At 67.3% G+C, this 22,873-nt stretch carries 17 protein-coding genes; 6 read left to right on the top strand and 11 right to left on the bottom strand.

Going from position 1 to position 22,873, the window contains the following annotated elements:
* Positions 1-148 precede the first annotated feature (148 nt).
* The 3 genes from ACQFZP_RS16000 to ACQFZP_RS15990 all read right to left on the bottom strand — a co-directional run bounded on the left by ACQFZP_RS16000 (position 149) and on the right by ACQFZP_RS15990 (position 3,807).
* On the bottom strand, positions 149-2,443 hold the full coding sequence (locus ACQFZP_RS16000) for a bifunctional metallophosphatase/5'-nucleotidase (RefSeq protein ID WP_179556171.1): 2,295 nt from the start codon (positions 2,441-2,443) through the stop codon (positions 149-151).
* Between the two features lie 122 nt (positions 2,444-2,565).
* Positions 2,566-3,213 (bottom strand): hypothetical protein, encoded by a 648-nt coding sequence (locus ACQFZP_RS15995; RefSeq protein ID WP_211892031.1) that lies wholly within the window; start codon positions 3,211-3,213, stop codon positions 2,566-2,568.
* Positions 3,214-3,303: 90 nt separating this feature from the next.
* The gene (locus tag ACQFZP_RS15990) at positions 3,304-3,807 is read right to left on the bottom strand and encodes an amino-acid N-acetyltransferase (RefSeq protein WP_104311024.1); all 504 of its coding nucleotides are present in this window, start codon (positions 3,805-3,807) and stop codon (positions 3,304-3,306) included.
* 67 nt (positions 3,808-3,874) lie between these two features.
* Here ACQFZP_RS15990 and ACQFZP_RS15985 point away from each other — a divergent pair, with 67 nt between their 5' ends.
* Positions 3,875-4,801, top strand: coding sequence for a Ppx/GppA phosphatase family protein (locus tag ACQFZP_RS15985; RefSeq protein WP_104311023.1), 927 nt, complete (start codon positions 3,875-3,877; stop codon positions 4,799-4,801).
* Positions 4,802-4,972: 171 nt separating this feature from the next.
* Here ACQFZP_RS15985 and ACQFZP_RS15980 read toward each other — a convergent pair whose 3' ends face one another.
* Positions 4,973-6,262, bottom strand: a complete 1,290-nt coding sequence (locus ACQFZP_RS15980) for an MFS transporter (RefSeq protein WP_211892030.1) — start codon at positions 6,260-6,262, stop codon at positions 4,973-4,975.
* A gap of 124 nt (positions 6,263-6,386) precedes the next feature.
* Between ACQFZP_RS15980 and ACQFZP_RS15975 the strand changes: the two genes are divergently transcribed.
* Positions 6,387-6,722 (top strand): PadR family transcriptional regulator, encoded by a 336-nt coding sequence (locus tag ACQFZP_RS15975; protein WP_104311021.1) that lies wholly within the window; start codon positions 6,387-6,389, stop codon positions 6,720-6,722.
* 1 nt (position 6,723) lies between these two features.
* Positions 6,724-7,674: a permease prefix domain 1-containing protein gene (locus ACQFZP_RS15970; RefSeq protein ID WP_211892029.1), complete on the top strand. Its 951-nt coding sequence runs from the start codon at positions 6,724-6,726 to the stop codon at positions 7,672-7,674.
* A gap of 176 nt (positions 7,675-7,850) precedes the next feature.
* Here the strand turns inward: ACQFZP_RS15970 and ACQFZP_RS15965 are convergent, their stop codons facing one another.
* From ACQFZP_RS15965 to ACQFZP_RS15940, 6 genes are all read right to left on the bottom strand, one after another.
* A complete protein-coding gene (locus ACQFZP_RS15965) occupies positions 7,851-10,382 on the bottom strand; it encodes an ATP-dependent Clp protease ATP-binding subunit (RefSeq protein ID WP_104311019.1) in 2,532 nt (843 codons plus the stop codon).
* A gap of 201 nt (positions 10,383-10,583) precedes the next feature.
* Complete coding sequence (locus tag ACQFZP_RS15960; RefSeq protein ID WP_211892028.1) at positions 10,584-11,243, bottom strand: hypothetical protein; 660 nt, start codon at positions 11,241-11,243, stop codon at positions 10,584-10,586.
* A gap of 250 nt (positions 11,244-11,493) precedes the next feature.
* On the bottom strand, positions 11,494-14,061 hold the full coding sequence (locus ACQFZP_RS15955) for a LuxR C-terminal-related transcriptional regulator (protein WP_211892027.1): 2,568 nt from the start codon (positions 14,059-14,061) through the stop codon (positions 11,494-11,496).
* A gap of 182 nt (positions 14,062-14,243) precedes the next feature.
* On the bottom strand, positions 14,244-15,479 hold the full coding sequence (locus ACQFZP_RS15950; RefSeq protein WP_211892026.1) for a hypothetical protein: 1,236 nt from the start codon (positions 15,477-15,479) through the stop codon (positions 14,244-14,246).
* A 43-nt stretch (positions 15,480-15,522) separates the two neighbouring features.
* Positions 15,523-16,812, bottom strand: coding sequence for an MFS transporter (locus ACQFZP_RS15945; protein WP_211892025.1), 1,290 nt, complete (start codon positions 16,810-16,812; stop codon positions 15,523-15,525).
* A gap of 72 nt (positions 16,813-16,884) precedes the next feature.
* Positions 16,885-17,064 (bottom strand): hypothetical protein, encoded by a 180-nt coding sequence (locus tag ACQFZP_RS15940; protein ID WP_104251852.1) that lies wholly within the window; start codon positions 17,062-17,064, stop codon positions 16,885-16,887.
* Between the two features lie 89 nt (positions 17,065-17,153).
* Here ACQFZP_RS15940 and ACQFZP_RS15935 point away from each other — a divergent pair, with 89 nt between their 5' ends.
* A complete protein-coding gene (locus ACQFZP_RS15935; protein WP_211892024.1) occupies positions 17,154-17,939 on the top strand; it encodes an HAD-IIA family hydrolase in 786 nt (261 codons plus the stop codon).
* A gap of 154 nt (positions 17,940-18,093) precedes the next feature.
* On the top strand, positions 18,094-19,800 hold the full coding sequence (locus tag ACQFZP_RS15930) for a BCCT family transporter (protein ID WP_104311014.1): 1,707 nt from the start codon (positions 18,094-18,096) through the stop codon (positions 19,798-19,800).
* An 87-nt stretch (positions 19,801-19,887) separates the two neighbouring features.
* Here ACQFZP_RS15930 and ACQFZP_RS15925 read toward each other — a convergent pair whose 3' ends face one another.
* Positions 19,888-20,913 carry a hypothetical protein gene (locus ACQFZP_RS15925; protein WP_211892023.1) on the bottom strand — a complete coding sequence of 342 codons (1,026 nt, stop codon included), beginning with the start codon at positions 20,911-20,913 and terminating at the stop codon, positions 19,888-19,890.
* A gap of 344 nt (positions 20,914-21,257) precedes the next feature.
* Between ACQFZP_RS15925 and ACQFZP_RS15920 the strand changes: the two genes are divergently transcribed.
* The gene (locus ACQFZP_RS15920) at positions 21,258-22,859 is read left to right on the top strand and encodes a hypothetical protein (RefSeq protein ID WP_211892022.1); all 1,602 of its coding nucleotides are present in this window, start codon (positions 21,258-21,260) and stop codon (positions 22,857-22,859) included.
* Positions 22,860-22,873: the final 14 nt, after the last annotated feature.

Raw genomic sequence — 22,873 nt, 5'->3', positions numbered from 1 at the left:
CCGCGGCGCCCACTCGCGATCCTGCGCGGCTGCGAGCGCGCGTGAGAACGGCTGGGCCCTCTTGGAGCAGGCACGCGAAAGGCCCGGAGCAGTTGCTCCGGGCCTTTCGCGAGTCAGCCGGAGGCCGACTCAGTGCTGTGTCCGAGGACTACGCGTCGCTGCCTGCGCGGCGACGAAGCAGCATCGCGGCCCCACCGGCGACGAGGAGCGCAAGCGCCCCGGCGATCGCGGCGAACATCGCGGTCTCGTCTGAGCCGGTCGTGGCGAGATCGCCACCGTCTGCCGCAGGCGTCGTCGCGGTCGGAACCGGCGCTGCCGTTGCAGTCGCGGTCGGCTCGGCCGTGGCGGTGGGCTCTGCCGTGGCCGTGGGCTCCGGCGTCGCGGTCGGCTCGACCAGCGGCGGGACGATGACCGGCAGGGACACGCTGGCACCCGACTGGCTGGCGAGGAACGCGAGACGCGACTCCGAGGTTTCCGCGATGCCGTTCTCCGGAACCGTGAAGGTGAACTCGACCTGGTTCGGCGTCGCGAGATCAACCGTCTGCGCGCCGAGCTCCATCTGACCGATCCAGCCGACGATCGACAGGTTCTGCGTGAACCCCAGCGAGGTCAGGTTGAACTTGCCGACGGAGAGCGTGTAGGTCTCGCCGGCGACGAACGTGTTGTTCTCGGGCAGGCCGACGATCTCGAAGCCGTTGCGCTTCGTGTCCGGCGTGACGCCCTCGGGGGAAGCCGAGGTCTCGCCGCGGATCCAGGTCACGAACGCGTCGAGGTCGATGAGGCCCGTGTCCTGCACGCCGACGTTGTTCGCCAGCGAGTGGAAGTTGTCGCCGCCTGCCGCGAGGAACGTTGGCATGACGAGGTTGTAGGTCTCGTCCGGCTGGACGGGCTCGTCGTTGATGGAGAGGCCCACGATGCGGTCCATGCGGGGACGCGAGCTGTCGAAGATGTACGTGAAGTTCTCGCTCAGGCCGAGCTGCAGGTAGGGGCGCGAGGGCACTTCGCCGCTCGCGGTCAGCTGCCACTGCTCCTCGAGCACGTTCTTCACGTCGACGCCCTTGAGGGAGACGACCGAGAGGTTGTTCGCGAACGGGATGACCGTCGCGGCCTCCTTGTAGGTGATCTGGCCGTCGTTGTCGAGCAGGTCAGCGCGCAGGCCACCCGGGTTCATGATGGCCGCGTCGACGTCGCGTCCAGTGGCTGCCACCGTCTCGAGCATCGACTGCGAGATGATGCCGCCGAGCGACGACTCCTCGGCGCGGTTGTCAGCGGTCGTGACGACGCCGCCAGAGGTGGTGCCATCTTCAGCGACCGTCAGCGAGCCGGGCTCGTAGTCCTTGCCGCGCGACAGGTCGCCGGTCTGCGTGCCGATGACCTCGGCTCCGAGCACGTCAGCCTCGGCGACTGCGGCGTCGCGGATCGTGCGGATCTCCGCGAGGCGCGGGTCGGAGGCGATGCTCGCGGGCGCCGGGTTGGTGGCGCCCTCTTCCTCTGCATCGAACGTGTCGAAGCTCGGGACGACCGAGCTGTCAGACTTCGTCACGTTGCCGGACGCGTCGACCGTGAGCACGACCTGCGCGATGTTCTCCGCGTACTGGCCGGCCTGGATGACGGGACGGGTGGATGCGCCGTTCGGCGCGTCGTAGGCGTACTCGCGGTGCGTGTGCGCGTTGAAGATCGCGTCGACCTCAGGAGCCGTGTCCTCGACGATGTGACGGAAGGTGTCCGACTGCTCGTTGTCAGCGATCGGCGCGTCGTCGAGCGGAGCACCCTCGTGGTACGAGGCGACGATGATGTCGGCGGCGTTGCTCGCGGTCAGCTCGGCAGCGACCTCGTTGACCGCTTCGACGGGGTCGCCGAAGGTCACGCCGGCGATCCCAGCTGGCGAGACGAGGGCCGAGGTCTCCTCGGTGACGGCGCCGATGACGGCGACCTTGAGGCCGTTGACCTCGAAGATGGCGTGCGTATCGAACGGGTGCGAGCCGTCTGCGAGCGTGACGTTCGCCGCCAGGTCGGGGCCGTCGGTCGCCGAGGCGAGGCGACCCGTCGCGTCGTCGATGCCCTTGTCGAACTCGTGGTTGCCCTGCGTCCAGGCATCCACGCCCATCGTGTTGAGCACGTCGATGGTGGGCTGGTCCTGCTGGATGGAGGACTCGAAGAGGCTCGCGCCGACGGCGTCGCCGTTCGAGATGACGAGGCTGTTCTCCTCGCCGAAGCCCTGCTGCGCCTGCAGCACTGTGGCGGCGAAGAGGTCGGCGTCGAGGAAGCGGCCGTGGAAGTCGTTGAAGCCGACGAGGTTGATCTGCTTCGCGCCCGCGGTGGGCTCGATGAAGCTTGGGGAGAGCACGGCGGCCCCCGCTGGGGCCGCGAATGCGGAAACAAGAGCTGCCGTGCCGAGAACGGCGGCGGCAGCTGTTGCACGCTTGCGAGTGGGCGTCGTCATGAGTCTCCTGGCGATCGACGGAGGGACAGAATCGTGCGGAACGAGCTGATGGTCTCAGCTCACACTGTCTTCAAGGTTAACGTTCAGGGGATTATCGCGAAACCCCGTCGCCAGGTCTCGGGTCAGTCCAGGACGAAGGTCGCGGGCTGCGAGGCGATGCCGTTGACGCTCACGACGAGCTGGTAGTAGGCGCCCCCGGCGACCGCATCCGCCCGATCGGTGCCGCACGTATCGAGCGACGAGCGCTCGCGCACCCAGCTGATGGGAGGTGCCGTGATCGACTGGCCCGCGCCGATCGTGACGATCTCGTCAGCCGGGTCGGTCTGGCAGTGCGACGAGACCCAGATGACGTCGGCGCCGCTCGAGATGGTGTACACCTGCACGGCAGTGCCGACGTTCATGACGCACGGCTCCGCGCCGGTGTTGGCGATCGAGAGCGAGAGCTGCGGCTGGACGTCCGGCGCGTAGCTGGTGGCGTCGAGCACCGCAGACACGACCAGCTCCGGCGCCGTGCACTCGGCCGGCCCCGTCGGTGTGGGCGTGGGGGTCGGTGTGGCGGCGGGTGACTCACCCGTCTCCGCCGACGCCGATTCGCTCGCGGCAGCGGACGGGGAAACGGATGCGGATGCGCCGCCCTGCTCGTCTCCTCCGGCCCCGACGAGACTCGACACGCCCCAGATCAGCAGGCCGATCACCAGCACGCAGAGGATGAGGAGCGCCAGCCGCCGACGGCGGTAGACGGCCTTGCTTGGTCTGCGGGTCGAACTCACTCGCCAAGGGTACGGACCCGGTCCTGCGACTCCCGTGAGGCGCACCGGCCGCCGTGGCGAAGCGGCCGGCTGCGGAGGTCGGTGACGCGCTCAGAGCACCTTCAGCATGCGCGTATTGCCCAGCGTGTTCGGCTTGACGTGAGCGAGGTCGAGGAACTCGGCGACACCCTCATCCGGGGACCGCCGCATCATCTCGTACGTCTCCGCGTCGACGATCTGCTCACCCACCACCACGAAGCCGTGCCGTTCGAAGAAGCTCGTCTCGAAGGTCAGGCAGAAGAGGCGCTCGAGGCCGAGGTGGCGCGCGTCCGCCATCAGGCGATCCAGGATCACGTGCCCGACGCCGGTGCCGCGCACGGAGTCAGCGGTCGCGATGGTGCGCACCTCACCCAGGTCGCGCCACAGCACGTGCAGAGCCCCGCACCCCACCAAGCGGCCCCGCTCATCCACAGCGACCCGGAACTCCTGCACCGCCTCGTAGAGCGTGACGAGCTCCTTCCGCAGCAGCACATTGCGGTCGACGAGCGGCTGGATCAGCTCGCTGATACCCACGATGTCGTGCGTGGTGGCCCGCCTGATGGTGATCTCCTGCATCCGTCAAGCCTACGCGCGAGCACCTGGCCGGGAAGCCGGGCGCGACAGCACGGGTAACATCCAGGGCATGCGCCTTGGAGTTCTCGACGTCGGATCCAACACCGTCCACCTCATCGTGGTCGACGCCCACCCCGGCGCGAAGCCCGTGCCGGAGACGTCGCAGAAGAGCATCCTGCGCCTCATGCGGTACCTGCAACCAGACCGCTCGATCTCCGACGAAGGCGTCGCCAAGATCATGGACGCCATGCACCGGGCCGCCGACGCCGTCAAGAAGAGCAAGCTCGACCACTTCATGCCGCTCGCGACCAGCGCCATCCGCGAAGCCAAGAACGGCCCGGAACTGCTGAAGCGCATCCACAAGGAGACCGGCATCGACCTGCAGGTCATGACCGGCGAAGAGGAGGCCAGGACGACGTTTCTCGCCGTCCGCCGCTGGTTCGGCTGGGCAGCCGGTCGGATCATGCTCGTCGACATCGGCGGCGGCTCCCTCGAACTGGCCGTCGGCGACGACGAGCTCTCCGAACACGCCATCTCCGTGCCGCTCGGCGCGGGACGCAGCACCGTCAACTTCCTCCACAACGACCCGCCCACCGAAGACCAGGTGGATGAGCTGCGCAAGTACGCGCGCAAGCTCATCAAAGAAGCAGCGGAGACGTTCGAAGGCGCCCGCCCAGACCAGTTCGTCGGCTCGTCGAAGACCATCCGCTCCCTCGCCCGCCTCGCCGGCTCGTCCATCGACGGCATCGGAGCCGGGCAGCGCACGACCCTGCAGAAGTGGCAGCTCGACGACTGGGTGCCGCGGCTCGCGAAACTGCACTCGGAGGCGAGGCCCGCACTGCCCGGAATCACGACCGACCGCGCGCTGCAGATCGTCGCAGGCGGCGTCGTCCTGTCCGAGGTCATGCACGTCTTCGACATCAGCCAGCTCGACGTGTCCCCATGGGCCATGCGCGAAGGCGTGCTCCTCGACTACCTCGACCGCCTGCCGCGGTAGGTCAGCGCGTCGCGCATCCTCCCCATTCGGGATGCAGAACTCACTTCGCTGCAAGAAGGTTCCCCAAACGAAGCGACTCTTCCATCACGAGGCTTCGGCATGGGTGTCGACGCGGGCTTGGCGCCGCTGACGCGGGCTCAGCCGTCAGCACCGCTGACACGGGCCCTGCTACTAGCGCCGCTGACGCGGCACGTGCTTCGGGATCTGCCAGCCCATGAGCGCGGCTCCGACGAACCCGAGCACGCCGAGCATCCCAGACGTGAACGAGATCGACACCAGGGCCGTCGCCGCCGCGACGATGACCGGCACCGACGCAGCCGACGAGTCGGTGATGAGCCGCCACGCGCCGAGGAACGGGGCTGGGTCCTGCCTCGGCGCGAGGTCGGCGCCAAGCGTCATGAGGATGCCAGAGCCGATGCCGTTCGCGAAGCCCAACCAGACCGCGAGCGCCGTGAACCACAGCTGAGAGGTGTCACCGGCGAGGTCATGCGTGAACGCGAGGGTGAGGAAGCCAGCGCCCAGGCCGAGCAGCGCCGGAACCGCGCCCCACACCCGCCCAAAGCGATCCATCACCCAGCCGGACACGAAGAACAGCGCGAAGTCGACGCCCGCGCTCACGCCGATGACCAGCACCGCGGCCGCGGTATCCATGCCGATCGAGAGCGCCCAGAGCGGCAGCATCACATTCCGAGCAGCACGGAGAGCTGCCATGATGCCCGCCCCCGTTCCGAGCCGCACGAGCACTCCCGCGTTCGCCCGGATGGTGGCGAAGACACCGAGGCGCTTCGGCGTCAGCGATCCGACGGCTCCTGCGCCAGCGTCCGGCACCACCTTCGCGGAGTGCGAGGGCCGTGCGACCGTCTCGGGGTCGGGCGCGAAGAGCAGGATGAGGGCGGCGATGGCCCCGCAGACGATGAACACCCAGAACCCGTACTGGGGCGCATCGAACAGCACGAGGATGCCGGCGATGATGAACGGGCCGACGAAGAACCCTGCCCGGAAGACCCCGCCGAGCGTCGACAGCACGCGCGCCCGGTAGCGCAGCGGCACGTAGGTCGTGAGGAACGCGTGACGTGCGAGGTTGAAGTTGGCGGCCGAGATGCCGATGATCACGACCCCGACAAGCAGCATCCAGGGCGCTACGGCGAACGCGCACAGCAGGATGCCGATGAGGCTCACTCCGAGCGCGGCGAGCATCGCGCGCTTCTCCCCCAGCCGCTGAACGACGGCACCGGCAGGCAGGTCGCCGATCATCTGACCGATCATGAGCGACCCCGCGATGAAGCCGGCGAACTCGATCCCCGTGCCGAGCGAGACGGCGACGGTCGGGATGATGGGGATGATCGCGCCCTCGCCGATCGCGAAGACGAACGATGGCAGGAGCGCCAGCAGGGTCACCTGCGTGAGCGTCGCCTCCTTCTTCGGCTTGCCGTTCGGCGAGGAAGAGGGGGATGCAGGCACGCCCTCCAGCGTAAGCCCGCGATGCCACCGGCCGTGGCGCACTGCACCTCATGAAATTCGGGTGTCGCAACTCACAACACCGTGCCATTGACGACAGTGTGCGTCACACACTATGGTGTGATTCATGAGCGATGACGAGACCCACGACATCCACCTGCAGGAGCTCCGCAGGGGCACCGTCGTGCTCGCCTGCCTCCGCCTCCTCGCCGAACCCGGCTACGGCTACGGCCTCCTCGAAGCGCTGCAATCCCGTGGCTTCGACACCGACGCGAACACCCTCTACCCGCTTCTTCGCAGACTCGAGAAGCAGGGACACCTCACGAGCGAGTGGAACACCGACGAGGCCCGCCCTCGCAAGTTCTACCGCGCGAGCCCGGCAGGTACAGCGCTCGCGACCGCGATGACCGCAGAATTCCGCTCCCTCGCCGAGGCGATCGAGCATCTCCCAGAAGGGGCCTGACATGACCGCCATCAACGACACCCTGACCGAGCGCTACGTCAGCGCCTCGATGCACACCGTCCCCGACGACCAGCGCGCCGACCTCGAAGCGGAGCTGCGAGCGTCCATCCAGGACCTTGTGGATGGACGCATCGAAGCCGGTGAAACCGCCAGCGCCGCCGAGATCGCCGTCCTCACAGAGCTCGGTGACCCGGAGCTGCTGGCAGCGAGCTACACCGACCGGAAGCTGTATCTGATCGGACCGCGCTACTACCTCATGTGGTGGCGCCTGCTGAAGGTCCTGCTGTGGATCATCCCCGCGTGCGCGGCGCTGGGGGTCGCGATCGCGCAGACGCTGCTCGGCAACAGCATCGGGGAGATCATCGCGGAGGTCGTGGTGATCATCCTCAGCGTGATCATGCACGTCACCTTCTGGACGACGCTCGTGTTCTTCATCCTCGATCGCACGGACACCCCCACGGGCGACGGCAAGTGGAGCGTCGATGATCTGCCGGAGATCCGCCAGACGGGGGCCGGAGCGTCCGAACTCGTGGCGTCGCTGGTGTTCCTCGTGCTCGGAACTGGTGCGGTCGCGTGGGACCACTTCGTCGGATTCGTGCCGACGCAGCCGGGGCTGTCGTTCTTCGGTCAGGACCTCTGGCCGTGGTGGGCACTGGGGTTGCTCGTGTTGTTCGTCTTCGAGGCCGTCTACAGCGTGGCCCTGTACCGGACGGGACGCGTCACGCTGCCTCTCGCCTGGGCGAACGCGGTGCTCGCTGTCCTGTTCATGTCACTGCTGCTCACGGCGCTCGGTCGCGGCCTGCTCTTAAACCCGGACTTCTTCGCCACGGTCATCCCGAGCGCAGACAGCGCGGCGACCGTGACGACGATCGTCTCGGTCCTCGTCGCCTTCGGGGTCGTCACCACCAGCGTCTGGGACATCTGGGACGGCTTCCGGAAGGCCACACGCTAGCCAGCGGTCACGCGCCACGATGGGGGCACCGCGAGTCGCCACGGAAGGTCGCTCTGAGCCGCGGACAACGCCCCTTTCGGGCAGCTCGCCGAGCAGGCAGGAACAGAGGAACGCAGGCACGACGAAGCCCCCGCATCCAGTGGATGCGGGGGCTTCGGCTCGTGTACGGGTGCGGGTTACGCGGTCGGCGCGTCGCCCTCGCCTGCGTCGGCGATGATGCCCTCAGCCTGGGAGGTGACTCCGCCGGCTGCGACCGTCTCGGGGACGAGGCGCTTCGAGACGTTGAACACGAACTCGCCGTCCGGGTAGTCGACCTCGACGTGGTCGCCGGCCTTGAGCTCGCCGCGGAGGATCTTCTCGGAGAGGAGGTCTTCCACTTCGTGCTGCACGGCACGGCGCAGCGGGCGGGCGCCGAGCGTCGGGTCGAAGCCGACCTTGATGAGCTTGCGCTTGGCGAGCTCGGTGATCTCGACGGTCATGTCGCGGTCGAGCATGCGCTCGCTGAGGCGACCGATGAAGAGGTCCACGATCTGCAGCAGCTCGTTGGTGGAGAGCTGCGGGAAGACGATCGTGTCGTCGACGCGGTTCAGGAACTCCGGCTTGAAGTGCTTCTTGAGCTCTTCGTTGACCTTCGACTTCATGTTCTCGTACGACACCGACGCGTCGCCTTCGAGCTGGAAGCCGACGGGACCGCCGGAGATGCCCTTCGTGCCGAGGTTGGTCGTCATGATGATGACCGTGTTCTTGAAGTCCACGACGCGACCCTGGCCGTCGGTGAGACGTCCCTCTTCAAGCACCTGGAGGAGCGAGTTGAAGATGTCCGGGTGAGCCTTCTCGATCTCGTCGAACAGGACCACGGAGAACGGCTTGCGGCGCACCTTCTCGGTGAGCTGGCCACCCTCTTCGAAGCCGACGAACCCTGGAGGGGCACCGAAGAGCCGGGAGACGGTGTGCTTCTCGCCGAATTCCGACATGTCGAGCGAGATGAGCGCCGACTCGTCGTCGAAGAGGAACTCCGCGAGCGCCTTGGCGAGCTCCGTCTTTCCGACGCCCGTGGGGCCGGCGAAGATGAACGAGCCGGACGGGCGGTTCGGGTCCTTGAGTCCGGCGCGCGTGCGGCGGATGGTCTTGGACAGAGCGGCGATGGCTTCGTTCTGGCCGATGACCCGCTGGTGCAGGGCATCTTCCATGAAGACGAGGCGCGCGGTCTCTTCCTCGGTGAGCTTGAATACGGGGATGCCGGTGGCCTGCGAGAGGACCTCGGCGATCAGGCCCTCGTCGACGGTGCCGGTCGACTTGACGTCGCCCGACTTCCACTGCTTCTCGAGGCGGAGGCGCTCGCCGAGCAGGTTCTTCTCGTCGTCGCGCAGTGACGCGGCGCCTTCGAAGTCCTGCAGCTCGATCGCCTGCTCCTTGTCGGCGCGGACGATCGCGATCTTCTCGTCGAGTTCCCGCAGCTCAGGCGGCGACGACAGCACCGAGAGGCGCAGGCGTGCGCCGGCCTCGTCGAGCAGGTCGATCGCCTTGTCCGGCAGGAACCGGTCGGAGACGTAGCGGTCAGCGAGGGTGGCGGCTGCGACGATGGCGTCGTCGGTGATGGACACCTTGTGGAACGCCTCGTACTTGTCGCGGAGGCCCTTGAGGATGTTGATCGTGTGCGCGATCGACGGCTCTTCCACCTGGATGGGCTGGAAGCGTCGCTCGAGAGCCGCATCCTTCTCGAAGTGCTTCTTGTACTCGTCGATCGTGGTCGCACCGATGGTCTGGAGCTCACCTCGTGCGAGGAGCGGCTTCAGGATGCTCGCGGCGTCGATCGCGCCCTCGGCGGCGCCCGCACCCACGAGGGTGTGGATCTCGTCGATGAAGACGATGATGTCGCCGCGCGTGCGGATCTCCTTGGTGACCTTCTTGAGGCGCTCTTCGAAGTCACCGCGGTAGCGGGAGCCGGCGATGAGCGAGCCGAGGTCGAGCGAGTAGAGCTGCTTGTCCTTGAGCGTCTCGGGCACCTGGCCGGTGACGATCGCCTGGGCGAGGCCTTCGACGACGGCGGTCTTGCCGACGCCGGGCTCGCCGATGAGGACGGGGTTGTTCTTCGAGCGGCGCGACAGGATCTGCATGACGCGCTCGATCTGCTTCTCGCGCCCGATGACGGGGTCGAGCTTGCCTTCGCGAGCGGCCTGCGTGAGGTTGCGGCCGAACTGGTCGAGCACGGCGGAGCCCTGGGCTGCCTGCTGCGGCTGGTCTGCGCCGGCAACAACCTGCTCTTTGCCCTGGAAGCCGCTCAGCAGCTGGATGACCTGCTGGCGCACGCGGTTGAGGTCGGCGCCGAGCTTCACGAGCACCTGGGCTGCGACACCCTCGCCCTCGCGGATGAGGCCGAGCAGGATGTGCTCGGTGCCGATGTAGTTGTGGCCGAGCTGCAGGGCTTCGCGGAGCGAGAGCTCGAGCACCTTCTTGGCGCGCGGCGTGAACGGGATGTGCCCCGTCGGACGCTGCTGCCCCTGGCCGATGATCTCCTGGACCTGCTCGCGAACGGCAGGCAGTGAGATGTCGAGGGATTCGAGCGCCTTGGCGGCGACCCCTTCACCCTCGTGGATGAGGCCGAGGAGGATGTGCTCGGTCCCGATGTAGTTGTGGTTGAGCATCTTCGCCTCTTCTTGGGCGAGGACGATCACGCGCCGGGCGCGGTCGGTAAATCTCTCGAACATCCGTTTCTCCTTCGACTCCCTGACCTCGACACCTGGCTACAGGGTCGGGGGCCGTGTACACCGAGAGTAACGGCGACCACCCCCGAAACCCTCCCCTGTTCGCCCTGGGCGTGCGGATGCATACCCGGGGCACAGAGAAGCGCCGCCGCGGGTCCGGTCGGACCGCGCGGCGGCGCCTTCGTCTCTGTCAGCTTGTTCGCGTCAGAGCGCGGACGCACCCTGGACGAGGTCGGTGTCCTCCGGCGCTGCTGACCGCGATCGTGAGCTGCCGTTCGGCGAGACGGGGCCACGAAGGAACGTGATGTCAGTGCCGTTGACATTGACAGACCGCCGTGCCCAGACAGCGGAGCCCGAGACGGCATTACTCGTGGTCCGGAAGACGAGGTTGTTGTTGAGCTCGGTGATTGTGTTCGTGGCGGTGATCGGCAGCTGGTAGGTGATCTTGAAGCCGCGCACTGGCACGCCGATGTCCGATGGCGTGCTGATGCCCTGGTCGACCGGGAGGGTCCACGCGCCGCTGTCGCCTGGACGCACGGCCCAAGCGACCGCGTCTGTGTCTCGCAGGTAGAAGATGATCGAGACGTTCGTGATCTGGTCGCCGACCTTGGTGTCGGTGATCCAGAGTCCGCGATCAGGTCGTGAGCCGCGACCGTCGAGCGTGATGCGCCCGTCGGACCACTGCACTTCGACCCAACCTTGGAGTCCGCGCTTGGACATCGAAGCGGCGAATGCGGGAGCGGCGGTCGTCAGCGCGATGACGGGGGTGGTCCACGCGGCGGCGCGCAGCACTGAGCGGCGGGTGGATGTGCCGGCCGCGGTGGACGCGGCGGGAACGACTGGGGAGCTGGGGGTTTCAGACAAAGGGGAACCTCTTCGGCACATCGGGGTAAGTGCATCCGCGCCGGAGTGGCGCGTCCTGCGCTGGCGTCACCGTTGAGAGCGCCAGGCGCGTCAATAGCACCCCGAATACGGGTTCTTCACCGCGAAGTCACCCCGGACTTCACCCTAATTTGTAGATACAAATAAACGACTGACCATCGACCTTGTCAGCAACAAGAAAACCACCCCGGGCTTCACCCCGAGGTGGCTTGCGCGTGAAGAGTGAGACGGGTTAGTCGTCACTTCTGTCGCGGAGGAGCCCGAGCGACTCCGCGCGACGGAGGGCCTCTGGCCGGGAATGCACGCCGAGCTTCTTGTACGCGGAGCGCAACTGGGTCTTCACGGTGTTGGGCGAGACGAACAGCTCCTCCGCGATCCGGGCCGGTGACGCATGCCGTGCGAGCGCGTGAACCACGACTCGCTCGCGCTCCGTGAACTGCGGCATCGCACTCACTTCCTGGATGGTGGTCGCGACGTCGAGAGCGTCGAACATGGCCACATCATCCGCGCCACCGGACTCGCGGCTCAGCGTCGCGAGCGCCTCGCGATCGCTGTCCGGCAGCAGCAGCAACGGCGAGACCAGTCCGTACTCGCGCCCGAGGCTGGAAGCGAGGCCGACCATGCTGAGCGCGACCTCCCGATCCCCCGCACGAAGCGACGCGGCGGCGCCGAGCGCGTGCACCGACATGCGCATCCTCGGAGTCTTCACGAAGTCGAGCGACCGCGACACGAGCCGCATCGATTGGTCGGCGTCTCCATCGACGAGGGCGAGCAGCGCCCTCGCGGGGAGGGTGCGGAAGTCGTCCGCCGCGTACCCGTCGAGCAGCTTGCGAGCCCTCGCGGGGCGCCCGGCTGCAAGCCACAGCACCACCAGGAACGCCTTCACCCTGAAGAGCCCGAGGCTTTCTGCGCTTCCCGGGGTGGCGAGTGGACCGTCGAGCATCTCCTCGACGCGTCTCGCTTCAGCGAGCGCTTCGCCCTGCGCAAGCCGCGCGAGCATGATGGGCTCCTGCAGGTGCGGCCAGAGGTCGGAGGTGACGGTGTGGCGCTCGATGTCTTCGAGAGTGGCCCGAGCCAGCGCCCACTCGCGGTCCTCGAGGTACCCGTACGCGCGCGCGATGTGCCCGAACGTGCCGAGATGCCCTCGCTCGCTGGTGGCAGCCCAGGCCCCGTCATCGATCTGCGCGAGCATCGCCCGCGCCGCCGGCATGTCACCGTCGATGGCCTTGTAGCCGGCCGCGTCCGAGAACGACAGGTTGCGTGAGCTCTGCGACTGCGGAACGACGAACGTGCTCGCGACAGCCGCGTGCGCCCCTTTGACATCTCCGACGAGGAAGAGGGAGAGCGCAGCACCCCGCGTGAAGACCGGAGAGAGCGTCGTCGACGAGCCTGCTGCCCCCTGCGCGGCAACGAGGTCGAGCACTTGCCGCGCGAGCTCCGCTGACTCCTGGTACCGGCCGAGCGTCCGCGACGCGAAGACCTTGAAGCAGAGGTACTCGGACCGCCGTTCCGGAGACAGGCCGTTCGGGATGCGCATCCCGGCTGCGATCTGCAGCAAAGGCTTCGCCCCGCTTCGCAGGACGGGGTTGGCGAGACGCGCGAGGCCGAGCACGAACGCGAGGATCGGGTATGCGGCGAGGACCTCCTGCGGGAGGTGCCGCAGGCGCGACTCGTAGCGGTCGGTCGTGTACGCCTCGACGACCGAGAGCAGGAGGCGCGCGCAGATGCGCGAGGCGAGCTCGTAGTCCCCCACCTCGAGGGCGAGGTCGAGCGCCCCTTCCGGGTCACCGTTCCCTCCCAGCCAAGCGGAGGCGATGGAGGCCGCCCGCTTGTATTCGGCCGGCGATTCGGTGCGCAGCTCCTCGTGGAGCGCCTCGCGCAGCGCGGTCACGTACTGGAACGCACGACTCGTGCGCGTGAACGCGATATGCCTCCCGAACCCGTCGGCTTCGAGCACTCGGATGGCCGCGTCAGGGTCGGTGTGCGGGACGAGCATGCGCGCCAGCGACGTGTCGAAGTACGGGACGACGCTGGTGATGCGGGCGAAGTTCGCGAGCTCTTCGCTGGGCAGCTGCCCCGAGAGATTGGTCGAGTTGAGGGCATTCTCTCGCCAGTGGGCGGCGCGGGGGCCAGACCGCGAGAGCTCGAGGACTGCCGCGCGAACGGCGATCGCGTAGCCGCCAGTCGCCTCGTACACGTCGCGGGCGGCCGCATAGCGGCTCTCACCGACGACGAGCGTGAAGAACTCGTCGACCTCCGCCTCGGTGAATTCGAGGTCGACGTTGGTGATCACTTGGACACGGCCCTGCAGCTGCAGCCGCTGCTGGTCCAGTGTCGTTCGCCCGCGGGCCGCGACGATGGCGCGCATGCCCGGTACGTGCTCGGTGCCGCGCAGCAGGTCCTCGTCGATGACGCGTGCGAGGTCGCCGAGGCGCTCGTAGCCGTCCAGGATGATCGTGAACGCCCCCTCGCCGCGCATCGCGGCGATGAGGTCTCGCTTCTCGAAGTCGTCGGAGTTGATGAGCGTGAGGAGATCGTCCAACTGGAGGCTGGTGACGAACCCCTCTCGGAGCGCGGCGCGTGCGATCTGCTCCCAGACGCTGTTGCGTGTCGTCGTGGATGCGCCGAAGGTGACCCAGAGCAGACGGCCGGTAGCGCGGCCCGCATCGACCCACATGCGCAGGAGCGTGGTCTTGCCGTACCCGCTTGGCGCCTGCAGGAGTGTGATGCGAGCTGTGTCGTCGTCAAGCGCGCGCAGGAGCCGCTCCCTGATCAGCAGCTCACGCCTCGTTGCGTGCATCCCGTTCACCCCAGCCCAAACTTCATGAGTATTCACCTACCAAATGGATGGTCATGACTCTAGCCCGAGAAAGCGAGTTTGACGAGATCCGGACATTTGAGCATTTGCCGGGATTTTCCCCTGCGGGAGCTATGCGCAACTCGTACAGCCCGGTTAATCCCGGGGCGGGTGCGTGAAGCTGGTCAGCGCTGCGCCGCGCAGACCTGCGCCGCGGCGGTCGGAGCATTCGCGCCCTGCAGGCTGGCGGCCCAAGCCATCTCGAGGTCGCGTGAGAGGTCGGGCCATTGCGAGCCCGACCAGAAGCCGCAGTCCCGCACCCCGAACTTGAGCTCGAAGACGCCGAACCCGGTGAGGTTGTTGCCCACGAAGTTGACGCTGAAGTCGCGGTTGGTCTGCTGCAACTCGGGAACCAGCTGCATGAGCTCAGGCCACTCGGCGGTCTCGCGGAACGTCTTCGCCGCGTCGGCGGACTTGACGCCCTCCATGGTGTCGTCGAAAGCGGTGACGTTCACCTGGGTGCTGCCCGCCGAGGAATCGTCCACTCTCACGTGCACGCTCGCGAGCTGGTCCGACTCGTCGAACACGGCTCTCGTCTCCCGAACGAAGGCGATCTGATCAGCGGTGGGCAGCGCCGACTGGACGAACTGGCCCGTCGTGAACGGGGCGAGGCCCATGAGGTCCCACTCCCCCGTCGCGGCACCGGGATCGTCGAGCGAGCGGGCGGCGTCGAGCAGCTGCGCGGTGCGCGCGTCGTCGTCGCGCTCGTCGCTCGAGAGCTCCACGACGACAAGACGACCGCGAGCCGCCGAGGTGAGCGCGGGCGCGCCCGAGGCCGTCGGGGTCGCCTCCGGTGCGGAGACCACCGGCGAGTTCGAGAGAGGCGCCTCGTCCTGAGCGAACTCACCCTGCTGCGAGGCCCGGTCTGCGGAAGGGTCACCCGCGGTGTCGTCGGTGGCCTCGAACATCCCGGCCGTCACGGGCGCTGAGTAGGTGCGAGTCGAGATCGACTCGAACCCCACCCCTACGAGCTGGCGCCAGTATGCGAGCTGCGCGTGGAGTGCTTCCGGGGTCGGCAGGTCGAAGTACGAGTAGGCCGAGCCCGCGAGGCGGAGCTCGACCGCGCCCGGATACTGACCCTGCCCGAGCTGGACGGTCGGGAACGTCGACGCGAAGTCACCGATATCGGCGAGCTCGTCGTCCGTCACGTCGTCGGTCAGCGTGACGACGAGGTCGATCTTCACCGCTCCGTCGACGGGCGGCCGGTCAAGGCTCGACGCCTCGACGCCCGGAAGTGATCGCAGGGTCTGATTGAAGGAGTCGAGGGCCGACTGGACGGCCGGGAAGGGCCCGGACGCGCATCCGGCGAGCATCGTCATCATGACGGCCGCGATAAGGGCAGGCAGGAGAGAACGCGGCATCGTCAGCACCCTCCTCCGCGTCCTCGATCCAGCACGATGCCGCTTAGGTTACGCCGCGCTCCCCAGAGCTATCTGGGTGCTCCCTCAGAGCACCGGCTCGACCCACGTTGACGAGTGACCTCCAGACGAGCGCCAGGATGAGGATGCTGACCCCGAACGCGACCCAGATAGTCGCGACGATGCCGAACCCCTGGCCGATGAGCCCGCCCACGAACGTCCCGATCGCCATCCCGCCGATCATGCCGAGGAAGTAGACGCTCGACACCCGGCCGCGCATCCGGCTCGGCACGGCACGGCCCCGGATCGTGCTCGCGAGCGTTGCCCAGATGACCGTGTACATGCCGAAGACGAACATGGTCGCGCCAGCGACGATGACGTTTGCTGTCGCCGCGAGCACAAGATGGAGCACGGTCTCGAGCGCGAGGCAGGCGCGCATGAGGCTCGTGTAGGAGAACCGACGCTCGAGGCGGGCATAGAACGCCGTGCCCACCAGCCCACCTAGCGCCGAGACTGCGAGCAGGAGGCCGTACCCGGCGTCGTCGAGCCCCAGGCGCTGCTTCGCGTAGAGCACGAGCACCCCGTACGTCATTCCGTAGGTGATGTTGAAGGCGAAGAGGATGATCGCGAGCGTGCGCACCGGCGGGTTCTGCCACAGCCAGGCGAAGCCCTTGGCGATATCGCGGCGCACGCGTGCGACCGAGCGCACCGTCTCGATCGGCCCCGTCGTCGCCGTCGAGACCGGTGGCGACGTGATGCGCGAGACGAGGACCACGGCGAAGAGCAGCGCCACGACCGTCACGCCGTACGGAATCGCGTGCGCCGCGGCGAACAGCGCCCCGCCGATCGCGGGTCCGGCCAGCTGGTTCATGACGGTCTGGCTCGCGATGAGTCGCGAGTTCCCGATGCCGAGCTCCTTCGAGGGCACGAGGTCCGGCACGATCGAGGTCCATGCGTTGTCGGTGAACACCTCGGCCGAGCCGACGAGGAACAGGGCGACGTAGAGGACCGGCAGGTTGATGGTGTCGGTCAGCACAAGCGCGCCGATGATCGCCAGCATCAGGACTCTGCTCAGAGCCCCCGCGACGATGATCGCGACGCGAGGAAGACGGTCGGCGACGACACCGGCGAAGAGACCGAACACGAGCCACGGGAGCTGCTGGACGACGAGCGCGAGCGAGACGAGCAGCGGGTCACGGGTGAGGCTCGCGACAAGCAGCGGCCCCGCCGCGATGAGGATGCCGTCGGCGAGGTTCGAGAACAGCGAGGAGGACAGCAGGAACCGGAACGGCGCGCCGAGCGGCTTGGGCGACGCCCAGTTGAGCAGGAATGACATGGGTCGGGTCCAGACGACGAGAACTGACCCCCTCGTCAGCGAGGAGGTCAGGATGGAGAGGAAGAAGGGGTGCTAGCTGTTCGCGTCGAGCTGCGGAAGGCCGAGGCGGGCGCGTTCTTCGCGCTCGATCTTGTCGGCCATGGCACGCTCGCGGCGATCGCCGGAGAGGATCGACGTCAGGATCCAGAAGAACGCGGCCCCGATGATCACCGTCGGGATGATCGACCAGAGTGCGTTGAGGAAGAAGTCCATGATGGAAAGAGTCTACGCGATCCCCTCTCCGCCCCGGCGAGTCTGGGACCGACCGCCGTTCTGTCGGTGGGTCCACCTAGGCTGAGGGCATGGTCGATCGCTCGAACGTCGAATGCTGGCTCACTGACATGGATGGCGTGCTCGTGCACGAGCAGGCGGCGCTGCCCGGCGCCGTGGAGCTGCTCGCGCAGTGGCAGCGCGACGACACCCCGTACCTGGTGCTCACGAACAACTCCATCTTCACGGCGCGAGACCTCGCAGCCCGACTGCGCGCTGGTGGCATCAACGTGCCGGAGGATCGACTCTGGACCTCGGCGCTCGCGACGGCGGACTTCCTGAAGCAGCAGCTGCCCGGTGGCTCGGCGTTCGTGATCGGCGAGGCAGGCCTCCTCACCGCCCTGCACGAGGCCGGCTACATCATGACCGAGACCGACCCGGACTTCGTGGTCGTCGGCGAGACGCGCAACTACTCGTTCGATGCCATCACGAAGGCGATCCGCCTCATCGGCAACGGCGCGCGCTTCATCGTCACGAACCCGGACGCGACCGGTCCGAGCGCGGACGGCCCGTTGCCAGCGACGGGTGCGATCGCGGCGCTCATCACGAAGGCCACGGGCCGCGAGCCCTACGTGGTCGGCAAGCCGAACCCGATGATGTTCCGCTCGGCGCTCAACAAGATCGGTGCCCACTCGCACAACACGGCCATGATCGGCGACCGGATGGACACCGACATCGTCGCGGGCATGGAGGCCGGCCTGCACACCGTGCTCGTGCTGACGGGCATCAGCGATCAGCGCGAGATCGAGCAGTACCCGTTCCGCCCGGACGAGATCATCTCGGGCGTTCACGAGCTGGTTCGCAGCGAGCCCTCCTGACCTTCGACAACCCAGATACCTAGGCCAACTAGCGATTTCTCGCAGCTCGCGTACCATTGACGCAGTGACTTCCAGCTCCCCTACACCAGATTCCCCTGGCCTGACGGATGCAACCGTCCCTGACAAACGGGTCCCGCCTGCCATCAAACGGTGGGTGTTCTGGCCCGCCGCGATCATCGTCCTGGCCTTCGCGGGGTTCTCGATCGTCGCGCCCAGCGCCGCGGACACAGTCTTCAGCGCGGTGCAATCGTGGATCGTCCGGAACTTCAGCTGGTACTACGTGCTCATCGCCGCGTTCTTCGTGGCGTTCAGCCTCTGGATGGGCTTCGGCAAGTACGGGGACATCAAACTCGGCAAGGACGACGACAAGCCGGAGTTCTCGAACCTGAGCTGGCTTTCCCTGCTCTTCGCGGCGGGGATGGGCATCGGTCTCGTCTTCTACGGAGTGAGTGAGCCGCTCAGCCACTTCATCGATCCCAAGCCCGGTGTGACCGGCACTGAGAACCAGCTCGCCCAGCAGGCCCTCTCGCAGACCTACCTGCACTGGGGCGTGCACGCCTGGTCGATCTACATCGTGCTCGGCCTCGCGCTCGCATATGCCATCCACCGCCGCGGCCGACCGGTCAGCGTGCGGTGGGCCCTCGAACCGCTCCTCGGCCGCCGTGTGCGTGGCGGCTGGGGCAACCTCATCGACGTCGTCGCCCTGGTCGGCACGATCTTCGGCGTGGCGACCTCCCTGGGACTGGGCGTCCTGCAGATCGGATCCGGTCTCGACGCCGCCGGCATCCTCGAGCCGTCGACCACCGCGTCGATCGCGATCATCGTCGTCATCACCGCGTTCGTCCTGTTCTCGGTCCTCTCGGGTGTCGGCAAGGGCATGAAATGGCTCTCGAACACGAACCTGATCCTCGCGGCCGGGCTGCTCCTGTTCATCTTGATCGTCGGCCCCAGCCAGTTCCTGCTCCGCGACTTCGTGCAGTCGATCGGAAACTACCTGCAGAACTTCGTCAGCCTCACGTTCTCGACCAGTGCGTTCTCCGGTGAGGCCGGAATCGACTGGCAGTCGTCCTGGAGCACCTTCTACTGGGGCTGGTGGATGTCGTGGGCGCCCTTCGTTGGCGTCTTCATCGCGCGCATCTCGCGTGGCCGCACTGTCCGCGAGTTCGTGACAGGTGTCATGCTCGTACCAACGCTCGTGACGTTCCTCTGGTTCGCGGTGCTGGGTGGCACGGCGCTGTGGATGCAGCTGAACGGCGTGACGGACTTCGTGCAGTCAGATGGCTCGGTGGATGTCGAGGGTGCCCTGTTCCAGATGCTTGCGCAGCTCCCGGGTGGCGCCGTGCTCACCATCGGCGCGATCATCCTCATCGCGATCTTCTTCATCACGTCTGCAGATTCCGGTGCCCTCGTCATGGGCATGCTCGCGTCCGGCGGGCAGGCTGAGCCGAAGAACTGGGTGCGGGCCTTCTTCGCCGTCATCACCTCCGTGCTGGCGACAGCACTGCTGCTGGCCGGTGGACTCAACGCTCTGCAGACAGCGGCGATCAGCATCGCGCTGCCGTTCTCGGTGGTGCTCCTGCTCACCTGCTGGGCGACGGCCGTCGCGTTCGGACGTGAGAAGCGCGCGTATGAGCGGGCGCGTCGCGCCGCATTCGTCGACCACATCGGTGATTTCTACGGCCTCGAAGTGGAAGAGCCCGTGGAGCGTGAGCCGAAGCGCCCGAAGTTCCCATGGCTGCGTCGGGCACCGGTCATGAGCGTGCCGGTCGCCGGACCTCAGACGAACCAGATGCCTATCGTGGGTTCGTCCGGGTCCGCATCCGCGTCTGACAAGGGCGCGGCCACGCAGACCGAGCGCTGATCCGAACACCACAGCAAGGGGGCGGGGTGGATGCACGTGCATCCACCCCGCCCCCTTGCTGTGCCTCAGGCACCGTCTCGGTGGAGGTTAGGAGCTCGGGTTCGGGTTCGCCGGGGTGGGAGCTTCACGGTTCGTGTTGATGATCTCAGCGACTTCACGCTCCAGGCGCATAGGTGTTTCGGAGACCGTGACGTAGCGCCAGGTGAAGTTGGTCGCGCCCCGCGTCGACGAGTTCGCGGTGACACCGTTCTGGCGGAAGTACATCCCGATGGGAATGGCGGTGGTGGAGCCGGCCGCGACGATGTCCGCGCCGGTGTAGGTGCTCCGCCACAGGTTGAAGGTCGTGCCGTCGCGCACGACGGTTCGGTTGGCGGAGACCGGGACGGTCCACTGCGTGCTCGAGCCGTCGAGTCTGACGAACGGGAGGACCGGCCAGTTCAGCGAGGTCCCGAACTCGATGGAGATGTTCGAGAGCACGTCACCTGGCGAGGTGTTGACGACGTTGAAGGACTTGGGATCCACGGACCTCGGGTCTCCGTCGAACTGGTAGAAGCCGGCGACGCTCGCTGGCATGCTGCCCGTCCATCGCCTGTTCGGATAGAACCCGGCACCGAATGTCGACGAGATGGAGAGGACTCGGCGCCCGAGCGGCAGCGTCGCGGCCGCGCAGGTCTGGCCTGGCACCCCGGTGACGCGCGCCGTCAGGGTTGCCCCATTGGCCACCGCGGTGGAGCTTGCTGCGACCTGCACGGTGATGGAACCCCCGACGAGGTCCACGACGCGGGTGGCTCCGAATCCGGGGAAGCTGTAGCCGGCGCCCGTGAGCGTCAGCGTCACCTGCGCGGTTGGATCGCCACCGGTCTTCGTGATCGTCAACGGGGAGGTGTACGAACCGCCGCTCGCGGCCGTCGTGACGACGACGAACCGTCGCTGCCTTCCGACGAGAGTGGTCGGCGAGAAGGTGAAGGTGCCGACACAACCCTGGCTTGCCGCATGCGCAGGGCTCGCGAACGTCGCAGCGATGACCGGAGTGCTCCAGGCGACGCTCTTGAGCAGGTGGCGTCGATCCAAGCCAATGGTTCGAGCGGATGAGCTGGAGGGGGTTTCGGGCATATGGCTTCCTTGCCGGCCATGGTCGACCGGTCACATCGAGAGCTTCCCCACCAACAGGTCGGTGGGCAGCTCCGAAGGTAGCCGGATGCTGATGGCCACATACGGAAAATCGACCCCTCTGTGTCGTGATTAGTCCACGGAATTAGTCCTCGAAAAAATTGTGAACGCCGTTCACATCTGACAGTCTCGAGCTTCACCCAACCAAGTGGTCGGCGCCCTGTCGTGCGGCGTCTCGCTCGCCCAGCCAGCGCATCCATCTCGCTTCCGAAGTCTTCGACCTGGGGCCACAGCGCGCCGACGCATGCACGCGCATCCACTCGGACAAGACCTTTCCAGGAGCCCACATGACGCACGTTGCATCCGACCCCAAGAGCCGCCTCTCGCGCCGGACGGTCATCGCGACCGCAGCCTGGACCACACCCGTGCTCGCCGCGGTCGCCAGCGCACCGCTCGCCGCAGCCTCCAACGAACCGCTCATCGTCGGACTCACCGGGTTCGGCGCCACCCGATGCGGCACCGTCGACGCCGGGCAGGTCCGCTTCGAGGCCACCGTCGGGGACAAGCCGGCCCCGGCCACGGGGACCGTCGCCATCCAGCTCCCCATGGGGCTGGAGTTCACGACCGGAGGACGCACCGCGACCGTCGCGATCGGCGCCAGCGGAGTCGCCCAGGTCCCCGCCTTCCGAGCCACCGGCACCGCCGGCGCCTACACGATCACCGCCACCTACCAGGGCGTCGTCGCCTACGCCTACGGGTCGATCACCGCGTCCCCCGGCCAGGTCGTGCAGATCACGCGCGACGTGGGCACCTCAAGCAGCAATGCACCCCAGATCAACTGGTCGACTGTTCCCGGTCTCACGACCGCCACGGTCGGCTCGATCTCCGGCGACCAGGCCGGCAGCAGCGCAGGGTCGAACGCCGCAGTGCTGGTCGCTGGCGGCCTCGTCCGCTACTGGGGCCGCAACGTCGGCTCACCGCAGACCGCACCGGGCACGCTGCAGTACGGCGGCGCGAACGTCGCGAACATGACGTTCGTCGACGCATGGACCTCGCTGCAGGACGGCAACAACTCCACAGGCGGCGTCGCGACCGGCGCCACCGGCGCTGAGGTCTACCAGTGGTACCGCACCGGAACCGGCACAGGCGCCCCCGTTGTCGCGAAGGTCGCCGGCATCACCGGCACCGTCATCGCCGCGGAGTCGAACGACGGCTTCAGCTATGTGCTCACCTCGGCCGGCCTGCACTACTGGAGCAACGCGACAAGCGGTACGACCGCCAACGCCACCCTCATCTCGGGCACCGCGGGCGCAACGGCGATCAGCACGTTCGGGTTGCGCGAGAGCAGCTTCGTGCACGGCGGCGCGGTTCTCTTCGCGAACGGCACGATCCGACAGTGGACCAACGGACACACCCTCACGACCGTGGCCGGCGCGCCCACCGGCATCGCCCAGGTCGAGGCGAACTCGGGCGCCATCATCGTGCGCACAGCGAACGGTGACCTCTGGACAAGCGGGGCCGCGTTCGGCTTCTCGTCGGGCGGCACCGCGTGGACACGACGCGCACGAAACGTCGCGGCCTTCGCTTCGTGGGCGATCCGCAACTACGTCGGCGGCCTCTACATCACGTCGACCGGAACGATGATGCAGTTCCACGCGTCCACGCAGATCCCCGGAGTCAGCGTCAACTACGCGTTCAAGGCGGAGGCGAAGACCGGCGACGCAGCGGGCAAGGCCATCACGAAGGTCTTCGCGTCCGACGGCACCTACCTCGCGCTCGCCTCCGACGGCAGCGTCTACGCGTGGGGCGGCAACCTCGACAACGGCACACGCGGCAACCCGAAGCTGGTCCCGAGCGACAACGTCATCGACCTCAACGTGTGGGGCTACCACCCCACCGCCGGCAGCTACTACGGCGGCGGCTACGTCATCGAAGGCACGATCTGCTAGGCAGCTGAACTAAA

It is taken from the genome of Pseudoclavibacter sp. Marseille-Q434, assembly GCF_050315415.1.
In the GTDB taxonomy this organism is placed as follows: domain Bacteria; phylum Actinomycetota; class Actinomycetes; order Actinomycetales; family Microbacteriaceae; genus Pseudoclavibacter.
This window is presented reverse-complemented; position numbering and strand designations above follow the sequence as displayed.

Coding starts and splice junctions, on each gene's coding strand:
- ACQFZP_RS15920 (WP_211892022.1), top strand. CDS start 21,258: ATGACGCACGTTGCATCCGACCCCAAGAGCCGCCTCTCGCGCCGGACG.
- ACQFZP_RS15970 (WP_211892029.1), top strand. CDS start 6,724: ATGACCGCCATCAACGACACCCTGACCGAGCGCTACGTCAGCGCCTCG.
- ACQFZP_RS15990 (WP_104311024.1), bottom strand. CDS start 3,807: ATGCAGGAGATCACCATCAGGCGGGCCACCACGCACGACATCGTGGGT.
- ACQFZP_RS15965 (WP_104311019.1), bottom strand. CDS start 10,382: ATGTTCGAGAGATTTACCGACCGCGCCCGGCGCGTGATCGTCCTCGCC.
- ACQFZP_RS15975 (WP_104311021.1), top strand. CDS start 6,387: ATGAGCGATGACGAGACCCACGACATCCACCTGCAGGAGCTCCGCAGG.
- ACQFZP_RS15940 (WP_104251852.1), bottom strand. CDS start 17,064: ATGGACTTCTTCCTCAACGCACTCTGGTCGATCATCCCGACGGTGATC.
- ACQFZP_RS15925 (WP_211892023.1), bottom strand. CDS start 20,913: ATGCCCGAAACCCCCTCCAGCTCATCCGCTCGAACCATTGGCTTGGAT.
- ACQFZP_RS16000 (WP_179556171.1), bottom strand. CDS start 2,443: ATGACGACGCCCACTCGCAAGCGTGCAACAGCTGCCGCCGCCGTTCTC.
- ACQFZP_RS15935 (WP_211892024.1), top strand. CDS start 17,154: ATGGTCGATCGCTCGAACGTCGAATGCTGGCTCACTGACATGGATGGC.
- ACQFZP_RS15985 (WP_104311023.1), top strand. CDS start 3,875: ATGCGCCTTGGAGTTCTCGACGTCGGATCCAACACCGTCCACCTCATC.
- ACQFZP_RS15950 (WP_211892026.1), bottom strand. CDS start 15,479: ATGCCGCGTTCTCTCCTGCCTGCCCTTATCGCGGCCGTCATGATGACG.
- ACQFZP_RS15955 (WP_211892027.1), bottom strand. CDS start 14,061: ATGCACGCAACGAGGCGTGAGCTGCTGATCAGGGAGCGGCTCCTGCGC.
- ACQFZP_RS15945 (WP_211892025.1), bottom strand. CDS start 16,812: ATGTCATTCCTGCTCAACTGGGCGTCGCCCAAGCCGCTCGGCGCGCCG.